Raw genomic sequence first — 21,615 nt, 5'->3', positions numbered from 1 at the left:
CTTAGTTTTCCGATGTTTGTTATTTAGTTCGGAAGTGAGCGTTGGCGAGACATACTCTTTTGCAATTTTGGGCGTAGCGTTGGCTGTAGCGAATTGCGAATGTGTATGGCTTTGAGCGTTGGCTTTTTGCTATTCAAATAATGATTCAAATACTTCATTGGAATCAAAATCAGGCGAACCTTGTCTGGAATAATAATAAGAAAATCGTGCTACAACATCTTTAGTAAAACTGCCGTTAATTGAAGCAACCCTAGCATAATTATCATTAAAATCTTTAACTCTTAATGAATGTAGCTTTTGAAAATTTATTAATCCTCCATCAATATTTTTATACTTAGGCAAAAAGTGATATTTATTCGAATATGCGTTGTGAATTAGCTTCCGTAAAATTTGTTCGGCATCTTCCAATTGTTCTTTTTCCGCTTTTCCCTTTTTTAGAATCCCAATTTTTTCTCCTGCAATTGTATTCTTTATTGGTTCAATTGCTACGAGTAAAATATCCTTTGCTTTTCCTTGAGCTAAATCACAAGAAGGTGTTAGTACAACATAATTCAAAGAGTCATTAGTATTTTGAACAATATCTCCAGTAAATACGTGTGGTTTTATTACTGGTGTAATATAAATTTCAGAGGGATGGTAATTTTCAAATTCAGAATCTTCCGTAATCTCTAAATATTCTTGCAAGTGTAATAGAGTATATCTAAGTAAAGATTTTTGTTTTTCTTCAGGACTCCTTTTTTTGTCATCAGTCCATAAGTCTAATGAACTGGATAAATGGTTCCAAAATATATCATTAATATAGCTTTCTATTGTTCCTTTACGATTTAATATTTCCGTAATACCAGTATTGTAAATAGCGACAATTTCTTCAATAAAATCGAAATCATCATCTCTATTGCGTACTTTGAAGAAAGAGGTTTCTTCACTAAGAGATGGGTCAATATTGTGTGATGTACCAGAAATAACAAAAACAGGAAACCTCAAATTGTTCTTTACTTCTCTAATCACTTCATTTCCTGAACTGTCACTACCTCCTGATTGTTTTAAATCTAAATCAATAACAGCTCCGTCAAAAACATTATCGGAATTTTTAAGCATATCAATAGCTTGGTCTTTATCCGAAAGAATTGTTAACTCAATTTTAATGTCAGAATTTGTTTTGTTGTAAGAGTCTATATCTCTAGTATATATTGCAATAACGTTTGAATCGTCTTCGACAATTAGTAAATTTAGTTCCTTCATATTATTTGTTGATTTCAATCTGAAAATAGGCTCCTTCTGTACTCTTTCTTGCAGAAAGTTCGCCATTTAATCTATCGATAGATTCTCCAGCAATTGCCAAACCTAAGCCTGTCCCATTAATTTTTTTCGAATAACCAGGCTCAAATATTGCACTTGATTCTATTTCTAAATTTGATAGTCCTGGTCCAGAGTCCTTATAATCAATAATTACAGAATTGTTATTTTCCAATACATCAATTTTTATTTCTTTAGTTTTGGACTTAGAGATAGAAAGCCAATAAACACTATTTTCAATTAGATTAGTCAAAGCGATATATAAGTCTTCAGACCAGCCATATATTTCTATATTCTTGTTTCCCATAACCGTGAATTTTATATTCTTATCTTCTAAATGGGATTTAAAAACATCTTTACTTTCATTAATAACTTGAACTACAGGGAAGTTTCTTTTCTTGTCTCGTTTTTGCTTTGCAAGAGGTGAAATTCTCTTAAAAAGATTTGAAATGAATTTGCTATTTACTTTAAAACCATTGATGCTTTGTGTTAATTCATCTAGGTTTTCTTCATCTTTTGTTGCTCTATAAAACTTTAAATAACGTTCCATCACTTTAGTTTCGGAATTAAAAAACTGTAATGGTTTACGACCCTCGTGAAGAATGAAATTAACAATCTTTCCTAAAGTAGCTTGACCTTGGTAAATTGCTATTGTTTTTTCAATTTCTTCTTTTAACTCTAATTTTTTCTCTTCTTCTTTTGTTAATATTGTTTCAATTTCATCAATCGCTTTTTTATCAATTTTGAATTCTGAAAGCTTTTTTCCTATCGTTGTCTTAACTTCTGCTAAACTGAATAAAGAATTTATGGTGTCTTGTACTTTGGTTTGTTTACCTCTGCTTTTTTCGCTTTTAATTCTATAAGCTAATCTTCTAGTTTCTAGTTCGAATAAGGCTTTCTGAGCAAGCTCCTTTAAACCAAAGTAATATTCGTTTTCTTTTAATCCATCTCTTGCACTTTTCTCTTCAAGTCCAGATTTTTCTTCGGATTGTATTGTAACAAAACCAACAATTTGATTATTACTGATTTTTAAAGTAAAGTTTTGGATTCTATCTTTATCTAAATCCAACCAATCTATTCCACCATTTCCATAAGGTCTAATTCGGAAAAAGTTTTTATAAACATTAACACCATAAACTTCATCAAGCAACCTTTTTGCTTGCCTTTTTCCCATTAGATTTTTTGATACAGGGTTTATTAGACCTTTATTTATCAAATTGTCAATTGCTTCTGGCTCTCTATCAAAAACCCTGAAGTCGACTTTCATTGCACCACAATACTTGTTATTGCCGGTTACTTCGAAAGTTGTAGAAATTTTTTCTTTTTGTAGAACTTCTGGATTTACATTGTTTTCAAATAAAAGATTTGCCTTTCCTTGCTCTGAAATGGTTCCTGAAATACGGTAATCGTAAAATTGAATAATTGGGTAAGTATCAATTTTTATGTTCTCATCTATTTCTGGAAATGGTGAGTTTTCAAACGATAAATTAATTTTAAATTCATCATCAATTGATTCTTCAAAAGGTGAAATGAGTTTTCGTAATTCATTAATTAACTGTTCTAAAGTGTCTCTATTCCAATAGGATAATTTAGAATCAATTTTTTCAACAGTTTCCTCTAATCCTTCATCATTTAAAATTATTTCTTCATACTTCTCATCTTTGGCGATAATTAGTATTTCTGTGCCAGATGGCTCGTTTGTTTTGTTCTTATCAACAAGAATTTCTATATTTTCTAAATAATCATCTGTTTTGAAAATTCTCCAATCGATAACAGTCTCTGATTTTTCTCCATTTTCATCAACAGTCGAAAGTGTCATTTCTTGTCCTAGAATTGAAGCAGCAAATCGACCAATACCTTTTCTTCCTTGAAGAATTCTTGTTCCATTTTTACTAATTTTTCTATTGAGTTTGTCATTAGTTGCTGGAACAAGCCATTTATTTATAACTGTGTCAAAATCCATTCCGTGACCATTATCTCTTATGGATATAAACAAGGCGTTTTCTTTTTCTATTTCTGCATATTTAAATACTATGTCAACGTTAGTTGCATCTGCGTCATAAGAGTTTTTAACGAGTTCAACCAATGCAGCATAGGAATCGCCAATTAAATCACTTCCAATGGTGTGAATTAATCTAGCTGCTGGTCTTATTTTGTAAGTTGTATCACTCATTGTAGCTGTGCTTTAATTTGTTTTGCAATTTCTTTTGCCATCAAAGGTGGGACTGCATTTCCTATTTGTCTAAAAGCAGCACTTCTGCCACCTTCAAAAAAGAAGTCGTCTGGAAATGATTGAATCCTTGCAGCTTCTCTGACTGAAATTGACCTTATTTGCCTATTGTCTGGGTAGATATAATGATGACCATCTTTTGCTATATGAGCAACCATTGTGTGAGAAAGCCCATTAATGTCGACAACTTTGTATCTGTCAATAAATGATTTTTCGTTTTTATGAGTTTTGAGTTCAGTCGGTAAATCAGGATACTTTAATCGTTCTGATTTTTTCAACCACTTGTTTATTGCAATTTTGTAAATGTTTAAATCTCTTTCATTGTGAGGTCTAGCTATATGTTGAGTTACAAAGTCAACTCCATTTCTTAATTCAAATCTTTCAAGATATACTGTTGTAGGTTTAGCATAATTTGTGACATTTTTTTGGTCTCCAGGTTTTAGTTTTTTTAAATCGGATAGAATTTGACTTATAGTAAATTTCTCGTTGAGTTTGTCAAATTTTGGGTATTTAAAATCTGTGCCTTTTTGCCAACCTATTAAAATAATTCTTCTTCTTTTTTGTAACACTCCGAAATGCTCCGATTTTTGAATTGTATAATCTAATTCATAACCAATACGTTTAAAATATGCTTGCATATTTTTAAAATAACTTCCTTTTTCGGCAGTTATTAATCCCATAACATTCTCAAAGACAAATACTTTTGGTTCGTACTTTTTAAGGAATTTTGCGTATTCTTTATAGAGAAAATTTCGAGGGTCGTTCTTCATACCATCTTTGTCTCTTGACCTTCCGACAAGAGAGTAGGCTTGACAAGGTGGTCCACCGACAATTAAGTCAATTTGTTTTCCATTGGCTAGTTCATCTATTTTTTTAAAAATGATTTTGTTGTTATCTCCGCCAATTGGAATATTTATAACAGAATCGGAAAGTTCAGAATTGCCAAAGTTTTTTATAAACTCTTCTCTGGTCATTTTTTCGGAAATATAATCGTAATATTTTTCTGTTTTATTTTCAGAATTTAATTTATGATATATCAAACGAGTTTCTAAAGTGTCACAAGCTTTTTTGTCTATTTCTACGTGAGCAATAGGTTTGAAACCAGCCTTTATAAAACCTTCAGATAAGCCACCTGCACCTGAAAATAAATCTATGAAATTGAAATTTCCCATAATTATTTATTCAGTTTTAAATGCCCATAAACTTTTTCGAGAATTTCATTTGAGTCAGCATCAATTGCTTTAGATATAAGATATAATTCCTCCGCTTTGAGATTAGCGTTTTCTTTATTGCTGAGATTACTAAGTCTCGACTTGCTAATTCCAGTTTTTCTAGAAACTTCAGCTTTGTTTATCGATTTGTTAGTAAGATACTTACCAAGAAAAGTCATAATATTTGCATTGAGTTGGTTTCTCAAAAGTAAACAATAGTTACGATTTAACCAATTTTTGTACCTCAATAGATAACTATCGTCTCAAATCCAATTATTCAGCGTTGGGAAAAGGCAAGCTCTTTTTATTTTTTGAGGCACGAAAAAAAATGAAATGTGCTTGACTGTGCGGTTGGCATTTTTAGTTCAAATGTTGAATTTCAGCTCGATTTTCGCATTATGCACAACTTGTTTATATGCGTTATTGAATGTTCCATAATAAACCAAATTGGAGGTATAACGATGGTTTTTGCCAATTTTTCACATCCATATAGTTCACATCAATATTTCGTTATCCAACATAAATATATTTTATAGATTTTCGAAAGGATTTTTTATTTCACTTAGGTTTGTAGACGATACATGGGTATAGATCATAGTTGTTTTGGGACTATTGTGCCCCAAGAGTTCCTGAATATATCTTATATCCGTCCCGCTCTCCAATAAATGCGTAGCAAAGCTGTGCCTTAGAGTGTGCAAGGTAGCATATTTCGTAATTTCCGCCATACTCAGAGCCTTTTTGAATACCTGTCTTGCGCTCACCTGAGTATAGGCCTCTTCGCTTCGCCCCTCGAAAAGGAAACTGTTCGGTCTATAATGTGCTATATAGGATTCCAGTAAAGGAACCAGGCTAGGGGCTAGGAGTGTATATCTGTCTTTTCGACCCTTTGCGGACTTTACCTTTATAAGCCCTCGTGCGGTATCAATGTCATTCGGTCTCAGCTTCAGTGCCTCACCAATTCTAAGACCCGCGGAATATACCAAGCTCAGTAATGTTCTGTGCTTTAGGTTTGTGGTAACATCCAAAATTGCCCTGACCTCACCCTTGCTCAGCACGGTTGGCAGTTTTTTATCCTTTTTCGGTCTCTCTATCTCAATACCCTCAGTCGTTAAGCCCTTAAAACCGAAGTAGTGTTTAATGCCACTGATGCATTGGTTTTGATAGGAGACCGATTTTTTCGTCTTGAAAATAAAGTCGTAGTTGAACTGTTCGATACTTCTTGTTGATAATGAGGCGATGTCTTTGGATTCGAGATAACGCAGGAAAAGACCTGTTACCTCGACATAAGTATGTACCGTGTTTTGACTGAACCGCTTTTGCTGGAGCCATTTCTTGAATCCCTCAAGTTCTTTTAGTTTTTCCATATTTAAGGACGGTAGCTTATAGTTGTCCTTAAATTCTATTTTTTTATTGCTTTTAGAAGTATTTGACTTAAAACCCGAATAATCTACGTACCAGCCCTTATCCCTGAAATGGTCGAAAAGCTCATTAATTACATTTTCGTGATAAACCGTATAGAAGGTACTATAGGTTTTGCTATAGCGCACGTCATCGAAGGCCATAACGTGATTTTTCACATTGTCGTTGGCGCCAAAGTGAATCGCAACTAACCTAAGGTTGTTGTGCTGAAGGGGTGTAAGCGTTATTTGTACTCTAGGTTTCATACTGAGGATACCAAAAATAAGATTTGGAAAAATAAAAGGCGTACCTTATTCGAATATCTTTCGCATAATATACCGCTAAGTTAATAAATGATGAGATTACAGGAGAAATGCCTTCACTGTGGGAGGCGACTTGAGGGAAGAATCGACAAAAAGTACTGCGATCCACAATGCAAGAGTGCCGATCAGTATAAAAGAGAGAAGGAACAACCTGAAAGATTTTATAATAGGGTCGACAATCAATTAAGGTTAAACAGAAAGCTGCTCAAAGCGCATAACAGAGCGGGCAAGGCCATTGTAAGGCAAAATATTTTAATGGAACAGGGCTTTAATCCAAAGTTCTTTACCCATTATTGGAAGAACAAAAAAGGTGAGGTCTATCTGTTTGTCTATGAATATGGATTCTTGAGCAAGTATGAAAATAGCTCACGGAAATTTGTACTTATAACATGGCAGGATTATATGGAGTGATCTAACAATCAATATTTACTAAATGTATATATAACATTCTCCGTTTCAATATCGTAAAAGGCTTTCCTGCCAAAACTATCTAAAGCCATATTTTTCACTGGAAAATAGCGCTGCCCCTTTATAATTGAAGAAAGTTTTCTGACATCTTCCTTGGTGGCGTTCTTTTTTGGTTCTGGTGTAAATATATGTTTGGTGATGTCTACAGCGGCAGTTCCAATAGCGGCATTTCCTATTCCAGCAGCGGTTATTTTATTGCTTGCTGTTGGCTCATTTTTTTTTGGTAGTTCTTCTTTTTTGCCAGACGTCAATAATCCATTGCGTTTTTGTTTAACTTGCCAACTTCTACTTCTGCAGGAGTTACTGCAAAACTTTTGGGCACCTCTTCGATTAGGTTCATATTCCTTTCCGCAATGTGCACAAAAATCGATATTTTTCATAGATAAGCGTAAATTAAACGTTTAATTTACGGTAAATTAAAAATTTTAATCTATACCGAAGTAAGTTTTCAATAAAACTTTTTTAGCTTCTTCCTCCGATAAAATTGATTTTTTCTGTTTTGGTTCTTGTGGTGGCATGCTTTGATGAACAGTAGAAGATTGTTTTGGACTGTCCATTTTAGCAACTGTCAACTTTTGCGTGTTGAGCAAACCGGAAACTGTGTCCTTGGAAAAACTTTTTGCCAGATCGGGAAAGAATTCATCTATGATTTTTTTAGAATCAAAATATTGAGATGATGGAACGGATCTGGAATCGTAGAATGTGCTGAAGACCGTTTCAAGATGCTTTCTGTAGACAGAAAACTGATAGCGAAACAAATTTTCTAAGTTTTCATTATCTTGATGAAGTTTGCCCAAGTTATCGTTCATCCATTGACTGTATGAAAAAAGTGTTTCTACAAGAAATCTGTATTTCTCCAAAAGATATTTAAATTCAGTTTCGGAAACTTCTCCTTTTTTCTCAAGTAGACCAAAAATTTTCTTTTCAAGATTTGCGGATATTGAGAACAATCCTTTCTTACTACTTTTTGAATTGTATTCCACTGGTCCCCTATATTCATCAAATGCAAAAACCTGATTGAAAAAGTCATGGTTGGCTAATTTCATCAGTTCATCAATGACCTCAAGAGGTAACTCGGTCTTGGGTATGTAAAAAAGCAATCCCGTGACCAGGTTGGGGATTAGGCTTATGTAATAATCGTGGAGTTTAGTCTTGGCCATCGTTTCTTTTTAGCATGTCGGAAAAATCTTTTGGCAATTCGGCATCGATATCCCTTAAATATTTTTCAAGGGCTGACATTGTGGAATGGCCGGTAATTTGCATCAATCTACTTTTCGCCTCATTTGGAGAGTACTTCTTTGAAAGCTCCTTGTAAAGTTTTGTGACAAATGTATGCCTGAAACTGTAGAGGCCATAATCTATTCCAAGCCTGAAGTGGTCCTTGACAACTTTTTTGAATCTTTTAGTAAAGTGATCCCTTCTGCTGTTCTCACTAGCTTCCCAATCGCCACCAATTCCTTCAGGGGTAAAAAGCAGTGTGTTTGGCTTGAGTTTAGATAGATCGGGAAGGTCATCCAGTAATATCTGTGGAAGTATTTTCGTTTTTAATTTGCTGTTCTTAGCTTTAAATTGAACCGTTCTATCTTTTACATTGATATTCTTGACCTTGATCCTGCATACTTCAATGGGTCTCATAAAAGTATATGAGTAGAATTTAATGAAGAGTAATAAAATTGGATCGTTATCCTTTAGGTAATCAAAGATTTTAGTTTCGGTCTCACTGGAATATGTCTTATGGCGCTCAGGTTTTGAATTAAGTTTTATTATTCCCCTGAGATAATTTAATTGGACGATTTCATTGTCTACTAAAACTTGTAGGACACTGCTCAGATCAGTTCTGTAATTATTTCTGTTGCGAGGGGAGGAATTGGCAAGAATATCGTTTAGGAAATTCTGAAATATGCTCTTGTTCAATTTGTCTACCGTTGGTGCATCTGGATGATTGCTTTTGAGCCAGTTCAAAAAAGAATTTGTTTTATTCTCATAATCCTTCAAGGTGCGCTTACTTACAACTCTTTCCTTTTGTTTCAATCCAAACTGAAAAGCTTGATCGATTCGCATTTTGGGTTCTTCAACCTGGGTTGCTTCACCGCTTTTCTCCGAAGGTAGATTCTGTTCACTCTCGGTTTTCCTGGTTTGTGTAAGCTTACTGTGTAAAGCTGAATTATCCTCAAAGGGATTGTATCCAAGATTTAGTAATTTGAGTAGGGTTTTCCTGTAAACGGTTAGAACTTCCAATCGTTCTTCTTTCGTATTGTATTGATTGGCTGTTCCATAAAATGGTGTAAGCCGCTTTAATTTTCCATTATCGGGATTCCTAAATGAAAAATAAACGTACCAGCGCTTTTTCAAGTTACCTCTAGCGGTATATATTTTTGGATTAGAAAAAGATCGTTGTTTTGACAAATCGTATGCATTATCGTATTCACATTCGTATGCAAAAGTAATAAAATCTTTAATTGTAAACATAAAAAAACGGTTTAGTGAGAATCTAAACCGCTTAATTTCATTTGTTTACGTTTTGTAGCGAGAACGAGAATTGAACTCGTGACCTCCGGGTTATGAATTTCAAAAAGCCATTTTAAGGATTTTTAAAATATTGGTTTTCAATTACTTGAAAATTACCGTGTTCTTAATCGTGTTCCAAAACGTGTTCAGTTTTGTGTTCACTTTTTGTTTGTAAATGTTTGATATCAAACATAATATAAATATTGATTTAATAATACTTTTTTAAAAATATATTTCTAGATAAAATTATAATTTAGATTAATTACAGATGTACTTATCAATCATATAATGAGTAATTGGTTTAAGAGATTTTCCTGTTTGTGGATGTAGGCCAAGAGCTGTAAAATATTCTAACTTTTTATCCTTGTTTTTTCCATACCAAATATTAACGCTACCATCACCATTAAAAAAAATTGTTTCCAAGCAGTCTGGAGAGATTTTTTTAAATAGTCTAATACGCTCTTCTTTGAACAATTTAAGTTGATTGACATTATATTTCTCAGCGTCAAATTCTACTTCTACATAATGATCTTCTTGCCAAACCATCCATCTTGTTTGATTACCTATCGTATTACTTAGGGGAATAGTTATTATTACCAAAACAATAATAGAAAAAACTATAATTAACAATTTATTGAGAGCCGAAGAACTACGAAACCGTGCAAACAATGTTTTGTTTTTAAGTTTATCTATATTCGTGGATTCTCCATCTTGATCAATATGTACAATGTCATTTACATCATTATCATTATTTTTTTTTGAATTTAAAATGTAATCTTCATAATTTTTATAACCTAAATATCTACATAGCCCATTGACTACATCAAGTTGAGCAATATTGATGTCTTCATTTGTCTCTTTAATTTCCAATGATTTGTCAAAGTAGTTCTTCAAACTTCTTTCACCTATAGAGAAATTCATCTCACTAAAAATATAATCAGATAAAACTTTAGATAAACGATTTTTTGAGGGTATTCTAGCTCCCTTTTTTTGTTCGTTTTCTTTCGCTTTTTGAAAAGCTCCAAGTGTTATTTTTTTATGCATTTTGGGTTGGTTTAAATTTTGGTTAATGTAAAGTTTCCTGTTGGAAAAATGTTGGAATTTTTTTTCCTACAAATTACCAAATACTTACCAGCTACTTTCCATTAATAGTTTGTTATTCTCTTTTTATTTGCTTCACAATCAAGAATAGCTATGCATTGCTAACATAACTAAAGTGCAAAATTGATTGATACGGAAACCCGTAAAATAAGATATCTGCTATCGAGAAAGGGAAGCGATACTTGACTTTTATTTTGCAATTCCAAATTCCCGAAATAGTAATCATAAAGCTTGGCTTTAAAACAATTTGAGATTTCTCAATCAGCCACACTTTTGCAAAATTTTAAAATTATGAAGAAAATAACTTATATGTTTTTGTTATTATTTATTGGAGCAAATTTTACATCCTGTACACCAGAAAATATTGTAGATGAAATTATGGAGCCTCAATCTTGTTGTGGTGAAACAGGTGAAATACCTCCGCCACCTCCACCGCCGCCTGGAGATGAAGTAGGTGGTTGAAAATGAAAATTTGTTAGTACATTAGAGGAATGAAATCAACCAAAACTTCATTCCTCTTTTTTTATATAATCTATTGTCTCTTTTTTTTTATTGGAATTGAGAATGTTTTAGCTCAAGAATCAATTGATAGCTTAAAATATTATTCCTTACGAGTACTTAATCCTAAAAATGGAAATGACTTGTCTAAAGCTTACAAATACTTTAGTAAGTGTTATGATAGTGCAATTAAAAATGATAACATAGATACTACTTTAAGGTGTCTTTATTTTTTATCAAGTATAGATTATAAAAACGGTGATTACACTACTGCCGAAAAAACTGCGGTAAAAGGTTTAAAAATTATAGATAATTCAAAAAGCTTAATTGATTTGTCAAATTTTGAAACCAGCTTCTATAATCTCTTAGGGAATATTTATAATGAAAATGGAAATAAGGATAAAACATTAAAATTATATAATAAGGTTTTATCAATTTCCGATACAGCAAAAGACAGTTTGATTGTATTTAATAATATTTCAATTTTACATAAAAAATATAATGAGACAACAATAGCCCAAGATCAGCTATTAAAGGCATTAAAGATTTTTCCAAGAGTTGATAGTAAATTATCCAAAGCTCTTGTTTTAGATAATTTAGGAGTGATTAATTCGCTGCAAAATAACCCTGATGGTTTAGTGTTTATGAAGCAAGCTTTGGAGCTTAGAGAGCAAGCAAATGACACGTCAAGTATCTATACTAGTTATTCACATTTAGCGAAATATTTTAACGGTATTGGAAATGCAAATGAAGCAAGAAAGTATGCTTTAAAAGCGAATGAATTAGCCAATAAGATTAACTCAGCTTCATATAGAAATGATGCACTTGGTTTATTAACAGATTTAAGCGAAGATGAATTTGCAAAAGCTTATAAAAAGTTAAATGATAGTTTATATAAAGCTGAAAAAGACACCTCGGAAAAGTTCGCATTGATGAAATACGATTTAAGCAAGAGTGAATTAAAAACGCAGGAGGCAAATGCAAAAAGTCGACTTCTTTTTGTAATAGCAAGTTTCCTAATAATATTAGGTTTTGTTTTTTATTTTTTACTTAGATCTAAACACAGGAGAGATAAACTTCAACAAGCTTTTAGTACCGAATCACAAATATCAAAAAAAGTTCATGATGAAATAGCAAATGAAGTTTTTCATATTATGATGAAGTTACAAAGTATCAATCCAGATGATGAACTAATTGATGACATGGAGCATATTTATCATAAAACCAGAGATATTTCAAAAGAACATAGTCTAATAGATTTGAAGGGTGATTTTCAAGATATTTTAAATGATTTAATTTTAAGTTACAATGATTCTAATACAAATGTTATAGTAAAAGGGAACATAAAATTAAATTGGGCTAATTTTTCAGAAATTAAGAGAATCACTATATATAAAGTGGTGCAAGAGTTATTAATAAATATGAAAAAGCATAGTAAGGCTTCAATTGTTGTACTGACTTTTGAAACCAATCGGAAAACTATGTATGTAAACTACAGTGATAATGGTATTGGTGGCCTATTGAAAAAAGGTACGGGTTTGCGGAATGTGGAAAACCGTATTGCATCATTAAATGGAACGACTACTTTTGAAACAGAAATGAACAAAGGGTTTAAGGCAAAATTTAAGATTTAATGATGTTTAAAAAAGTTTTAATAGTAGATGATCATGACGATGTTAATAAAAGTGTATTGGATGTTTTACAATCACTTGATATTGGCAATATTCAAAAAGCTCAATATTGTGATGATGCTTTTCTAAAAATCAAAAAAGCAGAATTTGATAAAGAACCGTTTGATCTAATTATTTCAGATTTATCATTTAAAGGAGATCATCGCGAGTGCAAATTTTGTTCTGGAGAAGATCTAATTGATGCTTTGAGAAAAGACTATAAAGACTTACCTATAATTGTTTATTCAATGAAAGATCAACTTCAAAAAGTGAGGTTGCTTATTAATAATTTTAATGTTAATGCATACGTTTGTAAAGATAGAAATGGGACAGCAGAATTGGAAAAAGCAATTACAGCAATAAATAATAAAGAGCAATTTTTATCCCCTCAAGTTCAGCAAGCTCTAAGCCCAAAAACTAATTTAGAAATAGACGATTATGATCTTGAGCTTCTAAAACAATTGTCTTTTGGTTATTCTAAAGAACAAATTAGTCTTTTGTTTAAAGAGAAATTAATCAGACCTAGTAGTTTAAGCTCTGTTGAAAAACGTCAAAACAAACTCCTCATTCAATTTAAGGCTAATAATGCTACTCATTTGATCAGTATTGTTAAAGACTTAGGATTGATTTAATTCCTTTAAAACAACTTAATTTAAAGATTTTTTCTTGATCTCTGCGGTTTCCCGTAAGGATTCGTTTTTTAATGGTTTTATATTTGATGTAGAACTTTAAATTATAAAATAATGGCAAAAGTATCACCATTTTACAGTATCAACTCACATGTACACCATAATAACAATAGGTGTACTGAAGGAAATAATATTGAAAAACAAAACAGAAAGTCCGGCACGGGAGGAAAACCCTTATGTAGTCATTGTAATAGACTTTAAGTTTGTAATTAAATAGGGAAAAGTAGAAAGTAATTGAGTCGATAAAATTTTCTGGCATTAAATATATGGGCATGAATTTATATTAATGAAATAAAAGTCCTTACGGTTTTCCGTAAGGACTTTTATTGAATAATCTATGTTTGAGAATGAATTTAGAAAGAATAGGACATTTTAATTATTTTAATTTTCTATATTTAATTAACTAACCAATTTTATGCTAAAAACTATTCTAAATACATTTAAATGTAATTTAATAAGCTCTCATGTATGTAGTTATGATGGTAATGACAAACAACTCTTTCGAGTATCGCTTTATTTTAAAAATTGTACAAAAGTTTATATAAACGATGTTTTAGTCCCTAAACAGAGTGTTTATCTAGTTTCGACGCATAAAAATACAGATTCGATAAAAGTTAAACTTCAAGGATTATTTAGTAATCAAACTATCTTTCTTCAGGTAAAAGCAGCCTCCATTGAAGTCAATTTTTCACTATTTTAGAAGAGAAGCGATATAACTACAATTAAATCCACAAAAATAATATCTCACAAAAAATTTCATCTTTCTTCATTAATAAGGCAAAAGCATATGAAGATTTATAAAAGATTGGAAAGAACACAAACAGTTAATGTTTCAAAAACTGTAAAGCTAGAATCAGAAATAAGAAAACAAAATTATAGTCTAACCAATATAACCAACAAGTATGAGCAAGCAAACTTATCAAACACCTAAACCTTCTAAAATAATGAAGTTGTTTTGGAAAGCAGCTGGAGGGGATCAATACATCTTAAGTCAATCTACTTACAGTGACCAAATTAAATATTTTTGTTTAGGAGGTATTGTTGTCGCAACGGCGATAATGGCTGGATTATCTGGTGGTTACGCTTTTTATACCATATTTAAACCTAAAGCTTCAGATGTATCTGAGTTATGGGAGAAGACTGGTGGTTCTGATGCAATTAATACTGTTGCCGGATTTACAGAAAGTACGGATGTAGGCACTACAATCATAGCATTAATTTTTGGTTTAGTTTGGGGCTTAATTATTTACAATATAGATCGCTTTATTGTTACTAGCACTGGTACAGGTGATGGAAGTGAAGCTATTACTTGGGGTGAATTAAAAAGTGCTTTACCAAGAATTATTATGGGCTGTATAATTGCTATTTCTATATCAAAACCTTTAGAAATAAGAATTTTGAAAGGGGAGATTGATGCCAAGTTACAAGTAAAACAAGAACGATTAAAAGAAGACGCTGTTAAAACTATTGAAGATAAATATGTGTCTAGAATTGCTGAAAAAAATGCAACTATTGCTAAATATCAAAGAGAAATTGATAAAGCCGAAGATGCATATACATTATCAGAACAAAACTATCAAGAAGAAATAACAAGACCGGGAAGACGAGGTGTTGGAGAAATTGCAAGGAGGTTGGAAATTATAAAGAAAGATAGATTAAATGACCGAAATGTTTTAAGAGGAAGGTTAGATCCTCTTATAACAGATTTAAATAAAGAAATTAAAGGTTATGTTGAAGAAAAAAATAAAGAAATTGATAATATAAGCGTAGGGTTATCTGGTCTAGATGGTTTGGCTGAGAGAATTACAATAGCAGAGGAAGAGTATCCTATGGTTTCAATTTTCTTAATGCTCTTGTTTTTAGCCATAGAGTTGACACCTATTTTCTTTAAACTAATGCTTATAAAATCACCATACGATTACATGTCTAGTAATTATAAGGCATTAGAATTAGCTCAAAGTGGAATTTACATTGAAGAAGATTATTATGAAGATAAACAAGGAGTACAGAGAGAGTTAGTCCGTTTTCTTAATGCAGAAAAAGAAATTCAAGAAAAAAAAGAATTTCATGATGCTCAAATAAGGATCACTAAATATGCTATTGAGAAATTTGAAGAATCTGAAAAGAAAAAAATAGACAGTAATCCAGAGGATTTTATTAAGTATTCTTAAATGAAATTTAAATTTCTAGAACATAGTAAATTTCTTTGGTGGTTTGCAGGTGAAGACCCTTACATACTATCTGAATGCCCTAAAAAAATAAGGGTTAAGTTTAGTGTTATGGGTTTAATTGTAATTACTATTTTATTAATTACTGGAATTAGTTTTACTTATGGTGTTTATGAATTATTAGAATCCTATTATTTTGGTTTTGCTATTGGTGTTTATTTTGCTTTCGTAATATTGTTTCTTTATTTATTCATCTTATATACGCTTACTAAAAATGTATTACCTAAGAAAAGCGTCAGTAAAATTGGAAGAATTGCTTCGTATGTAATACGGATTGGGTTTCTAGTATTTTTAGGAGTAATTGTTTCTCAACCCATAGAGTATAGCTTGTTTTCTAATAAAGTAGATACACTACTAAATGATAATATTATTAAGGAAATAGAAATAAGAAATCAAATATTAAATAAAGAATATGTCTATAAATTAAAAGAAAGCCAAAATTTAAATTTATCACAAGATCTATTAGCAGAAGAAGTTGCAAACTTTCAATGGGATAAAACAAGTCGATTAGAAAATTTTATTAACTATCAATATTCAAGAAACTTTTTTATTAGAAAAATGATATTGATGGATACCAGTTCTGAGACTTGGTATATATGGATTTTTTCGGGATTATTTGTTTTCATTTTTATATCACCAATTTTAATTAAATCTCGTATATCCATTGATTCTGGTTATTACAGAAATAAAAAAAGAATTCAAAGTAAATTGGTTTTAGAAAATCATTATACATTCGTCGAACAATATAATAGTATACTTAAAAGAAATTATGAGGCACTAAATTTAACTTGGCAAACAACGTATCAAGACCCTCCTTTTAATACAATAAAAATTAATGATTTAGAATTACAAAGTGATTCTGAATTTTCTAAATGGTTACTCAATGAAAATAATTGAAACAGTAATCGTTTATGAGGACTACAATTATGTGGAGGGTAATTTAAAACTTAAGTTTTCAGGTGTTAAATTAAATCAATTTATTAATGGTGATGAATTTTCAATAGAAAATATACTTTCCACTAAATTATATGTTTATAAAAAGTACATTGCACCAAATGTACCAACAGGAATAAATAAAGATCGTGTTTTTGCTCTTCAATTACCGTATAACATTTCTACATATGTTAATGATGGAGATAAAGAACTAGCTTTTAACGCCAATTTTGATAAAATAATCTGTGATGATGCTTTTGTTACAGAAAAGGGCGAACTAAAAATTGATAGATATAACACGGTTAAAGATGAAGGAAAAATATTTTCAACCATAAATGTTAAAGTATTTGGGCTTAAAAAGAATAATAGAGAAGAAATTGAAAAAGTAAGTTTTTATGAACTTTTCCCTAGTGTTGTTGGTGAAGGTGAAATAGAGATAGAGCCTAAAAAAGAATATTATGCTTTTGGAGAAAAAGTAAAAATCAAAGCTATTCCAAAGAATAATTCTAAATTTATTGAATGGCGAAAAGATTTTAGTCATTTCGACTCAGATGAAATTGATTTAGGAATAGAAAAGGATGTTTATTTTAAAGCAGTATTTGTTGAATCCGAAATAATTGATAGTTCAAAATCAAGTACTTTCTTAGATGATTTCAAAATAGCGTATAAATCGAATAAAAGGCTAAACTCTATTATAGGTAAATCCAAAGCTTCATTTAATTCAAATACAGCTTATAATAACACAAAACCAAGTAATATAAATGTGGGTTGCTTTGGGGCTTTTTTTGAAGGAGTAGGTATATTATTTCAAGTTATAGGTTATCTGATTTCTGCATTATTCTTTATTGGCTTTCTTACGGTTTTAATTTCAATATTCGGATGGTATAGTTTATGGATAGCGGTTTTTATTGCTGCAATGTGGCTCATTCCAAAACTGTTTCAGTTTTTAGGACGATTTAATATATTAGGTTACTTATTTAACTTACTTTTTATAGGTATTGTACTTTTATCTTTTTATAATTTATTTAATGTTATTAATACTGGTAGTAGCTCTATACCAACCAAACCAAAAAGAGTCCCGAAAACCATTGAAAACGTAAAGGAAAATACCTCAATAGATTTTATCCATTTTGTTGAATGGGAAGATTCCGATAAAAATAAATATAGTACCAATTTAAAAGTAAACAGTGATTATGTTTTGTATGAAAGTAATATTAAACAAACTTTTCCAAATCTATATACAGAGCTAGACTATAATAGTTTACTAGGTAAACTTTCTATTGAATCTAAAGAGTCTTTATATTTTGTCTTTAGATCCTTAGATTCCATTAAATCAAGCAATGATATTTCATACCTTAAATTCCCAGATGTTGTAGTGTCTATGATTCAAAGTATTCCTTATTATGCCATCTTAGATGATTCGTGTAACCCTTTTGATTATCAAGATAAATCATTGAGGCAGTTACTTCAAAATAATCCCTGTCAAGGCTACATAAAACATGGAATTAAATCGCCTGCAGAATTTTTAAAAGATCTTAAAGCTGACTGTGATTCTAGGACACTTTTGTTATTTACAATATTGAAACATTATAAATATGATGTTGCTATTTTTGGAAGTGAGTACTATAAACATTCTTTGTTAGGAATTAATACTGGTCAAAAGTTAAATGAATTAACATATAAAGAGTATAATGACAAACGCTATTATTTATGGGAAACCACAACGAAAAATTTTGGAATTGGAGAAATTTCAAATGAAATTAAAAACACAAATTACTGGAACTTAAATCTAAAATAAGTAAACTATGGAATCATCAAAATATTTAATAATGTTGCTATTTATGTTGCTATTCTATGTATTAACATTGATTGTTCTAAATAGAGCTATAATCTATAAAAGTTTTAAAACTTTTAGCTTAGAAGAAGGTGCGATAACTGCGAAAATGCCACTATTAATCGCAGGAAATATTTCGATTTTTATATCCATATTTTTTTTAATAAAACCATTTGTTAACTTCATCACTTATCAAGTGAGTAATGATGATGCGTTCTTTTTGATATTTAGTATATCCTCAATTGTTTTTATTTTAAATATCTTATTACTTATTACATCCTACAGTTTAAGTAAACTAATTTTAAATTTTTCAATAAAACAGGATAGCATTTTAATACAATCAATTATATGGTTGGTAATCTGTTCTATTTTAATAGTGCTTACAAGCGAATTGTATAACCAAATAACTAGTACAAATGCGTTTAATATTTATTAGTATAATAGTCGTACTGTGTTTTCTTACTAGTTGTAAAAATGACAGTAAATTATCTGAATTTAGTATTGAAGAACTTCAGAAAAGAGAGCACGATTCCGTAAAGCAATTGTTAAGTCTTTCAAGATTTTTTTATGAAAAAAAAGATTATGAAAACGCGATAATAAATCTTGAAAATTTGATTGATAGTTACGCAACCTATTCTGAGGTTTTGGAGGCTCAAAACCTTCTGGAAAATGCTAGAGTAAATCTCATTTTTATAAAAATAATAGAAGCCAAAAGTATTCAAGAAGTCTTAATTTTGTTAGAGAATAACACAAACGCAGAAATAACTATTGCAGCAAGTAATAAGGTAAATGAATTAATTAAAAATGCAGATAATATTGGTCAATTAGAAGATTATATAAATCAAAATAAACTAAGAGAACATTCAGCGTTAGCAACAAATAAAATTGCAGAGTTAAAAGAGAAGAAAAAACAAGAATCCTATGCTTCTGCAATAGAAAGTGAATCCTCTAGTCAATGGAAAACGTTTTTAGAAGATTATCCTAATCACCCTAAACGAAATGAAATTGAGGAAACAATAATTATGCTCGAGGTTGCAGAAATTTTTAGTGGTGAATATGGTGAAATCCCTGCTTCTCAATTGTCTGGTGAGAGAAATAATAATCAATCAGTTGTTGGTATAAAAAATGATACCAAATACACATTGACTTTGCGTTATAGTGGTACTGACGTAAAAAAAATAAGTATTCAACCTTATGGAAAGGCAACTATTAAATTAAAAAGTGGTATTTATAAGATAGCCGCTTCTGTTAATGCTTCAAATGTTAGAAATTTTGCTGGTACAGAAAGTTTATTTGGTGAATATTCAAGTTCTTATTATATATCTAATTACTAACCAAAAAAATGAAAACAATCTTAGGACTATTTTTGATTATATCTACTGTACTATTTATAGGTATAGTTAATTTACAAAAAGAAGTTATAACAGGCAAAATTACAGCTATTACAGATGGAGACACATTCAAACTTTTAAAAAAAGATTCAACATTAATTAGAGTTCGCTTAGCCAATATAGATTGTCCAGAGCGTAAGCAACCTTTTTCTAAGCGCGCCAAACAATTTACGTCAGATGCTATTTTTGGTAAAAATGTTGAGATTTTAGTATTAAATAAAGATCGTTACGGACGATTTATTGCAAACGTTATTTATGATGATAAAAAAAATCTAAGTAAAGAGTTATTGAAAAATGGTTTTGCATGGCACTTTGTTAAATATTCAAATGATTCTACTTTACAGATATTGGAAGACAAAGCAAGAAAAGATAAAGTAGGACTTTGGCAAGATCCAAATTCAATAGCGCCATGGGAATGGAGAAGTAATAAAAAGAAAAGAGCAAAACAATGAAACAGTTAAGACTTTTATTATTTATTCTATCGTTTGCCTTTTCCTCAAATGTTTTGTCACAAACAGTTTATACATCCAAAACTGGCGAGAAGTATCATAAGGAAACATGTAGATACCTCAAATATTCTAAAAAAGAAACTACTATTGACAAAGCAAAAGTGCTTGGTTATTCCGCATGTAGTGTTTGTAAACCAACAAAAGAAAACACAAAAGCAAGTTCTAATACAGCATCTAATGCCATAACACCAAAAGCGGAAAATAAAACAACTAAAAAGAGAGCGATAGCAACGCAATGTACTGGCAAAACCAAATCAGGTAAACGTTGTAAGCGTAATACTACTAATGTGAATGGGCGTTGTTACCAGCATTAAATTCTGAGAAATTACGGTTTTCCCCAATAATAATATTTTGTAATGCTTTAATTTTGATAGTATAATAATTTACTTAAATAATTTCTGTTGTTTTAGTTAAGTTATCTATTGATTGATAAATAACAATCAGTATTTTCAAAATATATTGAGATGAAAAAAAGTATACTTTTTGCGTTATTTTGTTTTTTTACTACGGTTTTGTTTGGACAGTTTCATGTTTCTACCAACTCTAGATTAGATTTTAGTTGGGACAAATCAAGTGACGATTGGAAATTTGAAAGCGAAGACCCTGAATCATTAACTTTCTTTGAATTTAATAATGACTTTACCCTCGTAAAGCATACAACTTCTTCAACTACTTCAGGATATTTGATTAAATCACAAGAACATGATGAAGATGATGGGAATAATCAATATCTCTTTAAAATTGTTAGTGATGTTGGAAATAAATACATTATGATTTATGATATTAAAAATAACAATATTCGTTTTATTCCTGAAGATTTTTCAACAATGATAAAATTTAAAATTAAAAGCACTTGGACAGATGAATAAAAATATCTTTTTTCTTTTTACATTTTTAATATCAATAATAGCATCAGGTCAAACGATGCATCTTTATGGTGGTAGTAATCATGATGTCTATCTGGGATGTTTGAATTGTAATAGTTATGATAGCAATTCAATTTGGAACGAATACGGAACTTATGGGAGTAGTTATAATACAAAGTCTATTTGGAATGAATACGGTACATATGGCAGTAAATATAATACCTTCTCTCCTTGGAATTCATATTCTAATGATCCTCCTATAGTTGTGGATAAAGATGGAAATTTTTATGGGTATTTCACGGTCAACGCTTACAAGTCTAAAAGAGCAGATTTTGAGTTAGCATTAACTATATATAAATACCATAACGAGATCCGAGAGGATGTAAGTGAGTGGTACGATAATATATTTGACTAGATAGCCTTATATAATTTAGTCCAAGTCATGGCTTTTTGTATATTTAA

20 protein-coding genes are annotated in these 21,615 nt (G+C 30.7%); 11 read left to right on the top strand and 9 right to left on the bottom strand.

What is annotated here, in order from left to right; all coding sequences use genetic code 11:
• Positions 1 to 129: 129 nt before the first annotated feature.
• The 9 genes from GQ40_RS08015 to GQ40_RS07970 all read right to left on the bottom strand — a co-directional run bounded on the left by GQ40_RS08015 (position 130) and on the right by GQ40_RS07970 (position 10,478).
• Positions 130 to 1,242, bottom strand: coding sequence for a hypothetical protein (locus GQ40_RS08015; RefSeq protein ID WP_156115544.1), 1,113 nt, complete (start codon positions 1,240 to 1,242; stop codon positions 130 to 132).
• A 1-nt stretch (position 1,243) separates the two neighbouring features.
• Positions 1,244 to 3,469: a sensor histidine kinase gene (locus GQ40_RS08010; RefSeq protein ID WP_047547339.1), complete on the bottom strand. Its 2,226-nt coding sequence runs from the start codon at positions 3,467 to 3,469 to the stop codon at positions 1,244 to 1,246.
• A complete protein-coding gene (locus GQ40_RS08005) occupies positions 3,466 to 4,698 on the bottom strand; it encodes a DNA cytosine methyltransferase (RefSeq protein WP_047547337.1) in 1,233 nt (410 codons plus the stop codon). The genes GQ40_RS08010 and GQ40_RS08005 overlap by 4 nt, the downstream gene beginning before the upstream one ends.
• A gap of 2 nt (positions 4,699 to 4,700) precedes the next feature.
• Positions 4,701 to 4,943 carry a helix-turn-helix domain-containing protein gene (locus GQ40_RS08000; protein WP_231565556.1) on the bottom strand — a complete coding sequence of 81 codons (243 nt, stop codon included), beginning with the start codon at positions 4,941 to 4,943 and terminating at the stop codon, positions 4,701 to 4,703.
• 324 nt (positions 4,944 to 5,267) lie between these two features.
• The gene (locus GQ40_RS07995; protein WP_047547331.1) at positions 5,268 to 6,401 is read right to left on the bottom strand and encodes a tyrosine-type recombinase/integrase; all 1,134 of its coding nucleotides are present in this window, start codon (positions 6,399 to 6,401) and stop codon (positions 5,268 to 5,270) included.
• 476 nt (positions 6,402 to 6,877) lie between these two features.
• Positions 6,878 to 7,306 (bottom strand): hypothetical protein, encoded by a 429-nt coding sequence (locus GQ40_RS07985; RefSeq protein ID WP_156115543.1) that lies wholly within the window; start codon positions 7,304 to 7,306, stop codon positions 6,878 to 6,880.
• Positions 7,307 to 7,351: 45 nt separating this feature from the next.
• Entirely contained in the window at positions 7,352 to 8,086 is a 735-nt protein-coding gene (locus GQ40_RS07980; protein ID WP_047547327.1) for a hypothetical protein, read from the bottom strand.
• A complete protein-coding gene (locus GQ40_RS07975) occupies positions 8,073 to 9,395 on the bottom strand; it encodes a tyrosine-type recombinase/integrase (protein ID WP_052184192.1) in 1,323 nt (440 codons plus the stop codon). Before GQ40_RS07975 ends, GQ40_RS07980 begins: the two co-directional genes overlap by 14 nt.
• 297 nt (positions 9,396 to 9,692) lie before the next feature.
• Positions 9,693 to 10,478, bottom strand: coding sequence for a hypothetical protein (locus GQ40_RS07970; RefSeq protein ID WP_047547325.1), 786 nt, complete (start codon positions 10,476 to 10,478; stop codon positions 9,693 to 9,695).
• 348 nt (positions 10,479 to 10,826) lie between these two features.
• Here GQ40_RS07970 and GQ40_RS07965 point away from each other — a divergent pair, with 348 nt between their 5' ends.
• The 11 genes from GQ40_RS07965 (at position 10,827) to GQ40_RS07905 (ending at position 21,568) form a co-directional block, all read left to right on the top strand.
• Entirely contained in the window at positions 10,827 to 10,997 is a 171-nt protein-coding gene (locus GQ40_RS07965; RefSeq protein ID WP_156115542.1) for a hypothetical protein, read from the top strand.
• A 29-nt stretch (positions 10,998 to 11,026) separates the two neighbouring features.
• Positions 11,027 to 12,667: an ATP-binding protein gene (locus tag GQ40_RS07960; RefSeq protein ID WP_047547321.1), complete on the top strand. Its 1,641-nt coding sequence runs from the start codon at positions 11,027 to 11,029 to the stop codon at positions 12,665 to 12,667.
• Positions 12,667 to 13,335 (top strand): response regulator, encoded by a 669-nt coding sequence (locus tag GQ40_RS07955; RefSeq protein ID WP_316931467.1) that lies wholly within the window; start codon positions 12,667 to 12,669, stop codon positions 13,333 to 13,335. The genes GQ40_RS07960 and GQ40_RS07955 overlap by 1 nt, the downstream gene beginning before the upstream one ends.
• Positions 13,336 to 14,294: 959 nt before the next feature.
• Positions 14,295 to 15,563, top strand: a complete 1,269-nt coding sequence (locus GQ40_RS07945; protein ID WP_047547316.1) for a DUF4407 domain-containing protein — start codon at positions 14,295 to 14,297, stop codon at positions 15,561 to 15,563.
• Positions 15,564 to 16,517 (top strand): DUF4407 domain-containing protein, encoded by a 954-nt coding sequence (locus GQ40_RS07940; protein WP_047547314.1) that lies wholly within the window; start codon positions 15,564 to 15,566, stop codon positions 16,515 to 16,517.
• Positions 16,504 to 18,351 carry a hypothetical protein gene (locus tag GQ40_RS07935; protein ID WP_047547312.1) on the top strand — a complete coding sequence of 616 codons (1,848 nt, stop codon included), beginning with the start codon at positions 16,504 to 16,506 and terminating at the stop codon, positions 18,349 to 18,351. The genes GQ40_RS07940 and GQ40_RS07935 overlap by 14 nt, the downstream gene beginning before the upstream one ends.
• Before the next feature lie 452 nt (positions 18,352 to 18,803).
• A complete protein-coding gene (locus GQ40_RS07925) occupies positions 18,804 to 19,721 on the top strand; it encodes a hypothetical protein (protein ID WP_047547307.1) in 918 nt (305 codons plus the stop codon).
• 8 nt (positions 19,722 to 19,729) lie between these two features.
• Positions 19,730 to 20,230 (top strand): thermonuclease family protein, encoded by a 501-nt coding sequence (locus GQ40_RS07920; RefSeq protein ID WP_047547305.1) that lies wholly within the window; start codon positions 19,730 to 19,732, stop codon positions 20,228 to 20,230.
• The gene (locus tag GQ40_RS17715; RefSeq protein WP_197052658.1) at positions 20,227 to 20,601 is read left to right on the top strand and encodes a hypothetical protein; all 375 of its coding nucleotides are present in this window, start codon (positions 20,227 to 20,229) and stop codon (positions 20,599 to 20,601) included. Before GQ40_RS07920 ends, GQ40_RS17715 begins: the two co-directional genes overlap by 4 nt.
• Before the next feature lie 150 nt (positions 20,602 to 20,751).
• Positions 20,752 to 21,156 carry a hypothetical protein gene (locus GQ40_RS07910; protein WP_047547302.1) on the top strand — a complete coding sequence of 135 codons (405 nt, stop codon included), beginning with the start codon at positions 20,752 to 20,754 and terminating at the stop codon, positions 21,154 to 21,156.
• Positions 21,149 to 21,568: a hypothetical protein gene (locus GQ40_RS07905; protein WP_047547300.1), complete on the top strand. Its 420-nt coding sequence runs from the start codon at positions 21,149 to 21,151 to the stop codon at positions 21,566 to 21,568. The genes GQ40_RS07910 and GQ40_RS07905 overlap by 8 nt, the downstream gene beginning before the upstream one ends.
• The last annotated feature ends 47 nt before the right edge of the window (positions 21,569 to 21,615 follow it).

It is taken from the genome of Psychroserpens sp. Hel_I_66 (assembly GCF_000799465.1).
Classification (GTDB): Bacteria; Bacteroidota; Bacteroidia; order Flavobacteriales; family Flavobacteriaceae; genus Psychroserpens.
This window is presented reverse-complemented; position numbering and strand designations above follow the sequence as displayed.

Coding starts and splice junctions, on each gene's coding strand:
- GQ40_RS07905 (WP_047547300.1), top strand. CDS start 21,149: ATGAATAAAAATATCTTTTTTCTTTTTACATTTTTAATATCAATAATA.
- GQ40_RS17715 (WP_197052658.1), top strand. CDS start 20,227: ATGAAACAGTTAAGACTTTTATTATTTATTCTATCGTTTGCCTTTTCC.
- GQ40_RS08010 (WP_047547339.1), bottom strand. CDS start 3,469: ATGAGTGATACAACTTACAAAATAAGACCAGCAGCTAGATTAATTCAC.
- GQ40_RS07945 (WP_047547316.1), top strand. CDS start 14,295: ATGAGCAAGCAAACTTATCAAACACCTAAACCTTCTAAAATAATGAAG.
- GQ40_RS07965 (WP_156115542.1), top strand. CDS start 10,827: ATGAAGAAAATAACTTATATGTTTTTGTTATTATTTATTGGAGCAAAT.
- GQ40_RS07995 (WP_047547331.1), bottom strand. CDS start 6,401: ATGAAACCTAGAGTACAAATAACGCTTACACCCCTTCAGCACAACAAC.
- GQ40_RS07975 (WP_052184192.1), bottom strand. CDS start 9,395: ATGTTTACAATTAAAGATTTTATTACTTTTGCATACGAATGTGAATAC.
- GQ40_RS07980 (WP_047547327.1), bottom strand. CDS start 8,086: ATGGCCAAGACTAAACTCCACGATTATTACATAAGCCTAATCCCCAAC.
- GQ40_RS07910 (WP_047547302.1), top strand. CDS start 20,752: ATGAAAAAAAGTATACTTTTTGCGTTATTTTGTTTTTTTACTACGGTT.
- GQ40_RS07920 (WP_047547305.1), top strand. CDS start 19,730: ATGAAAACAATCTTAGGACTATTTTTGATTATATCTACTGTACTATTT.
- GQ40_RS08015 (WP_156115544.1), bottom strand. CDS start 1,242: ATGAAGGAACTAAATTTACTAATTGTCGAAGACGATTCAAACGTTATT.
- GQ40_RS07935 (WP_047547312.1), top strand. CDS start 16,504: ATGAAAATAATTGAAACAGTAATCGTTTATGAGGACTACAATTATGTG.
- GQ40_RS07960 (WP_047547321.1), top strand. CDS start 11,027: ATGAAATCAACCAAAACTTCATTCCTCTTTTTTTATATAATCTATTGT.
- GQ40_RS07925 (WP_047547307.1), top strand. CDS start 18,804: ATGCGTTTAATATTTATTAGTATAATAGTCGTACTGTGTTTTCTTACT.
- GQ40_RS07985 (WP_156115543.1), bottom strand. CDS start 7,306: ATGAAAAATATCGATTTTTGTGCACATTGCGGAAAGGAATATGAACCT.
- GQ40_RS07970 (WP_047547325.1), bottom strand. CDS start 10,478: ATGCATAAAAAAATAACACTTGGAGCTTTTCAAAAAGCGAAAGAAAAC.
- GQ40_RS07955 (WP_316931467.1), top strand. CDS start 12,667: ATGATGTTTAAAAAAGTTTTAATAGTAGATGATCATGACGATGTTAAT.
- GQ40_RS08005 (WP_047547337.1), bottom strand. CDS start 4,698: ATGGGAAATTTCAATTTCATAGATTTATTTTCAGGTGCAGGTGGCTTA.
- GQ40_RS07940 (WP_047547314.1), top strand. CDS start 15,564: ATGAAATTTAAATTTCTAGAACATAGTAAATTTCTTTGGTGGTTTGCA.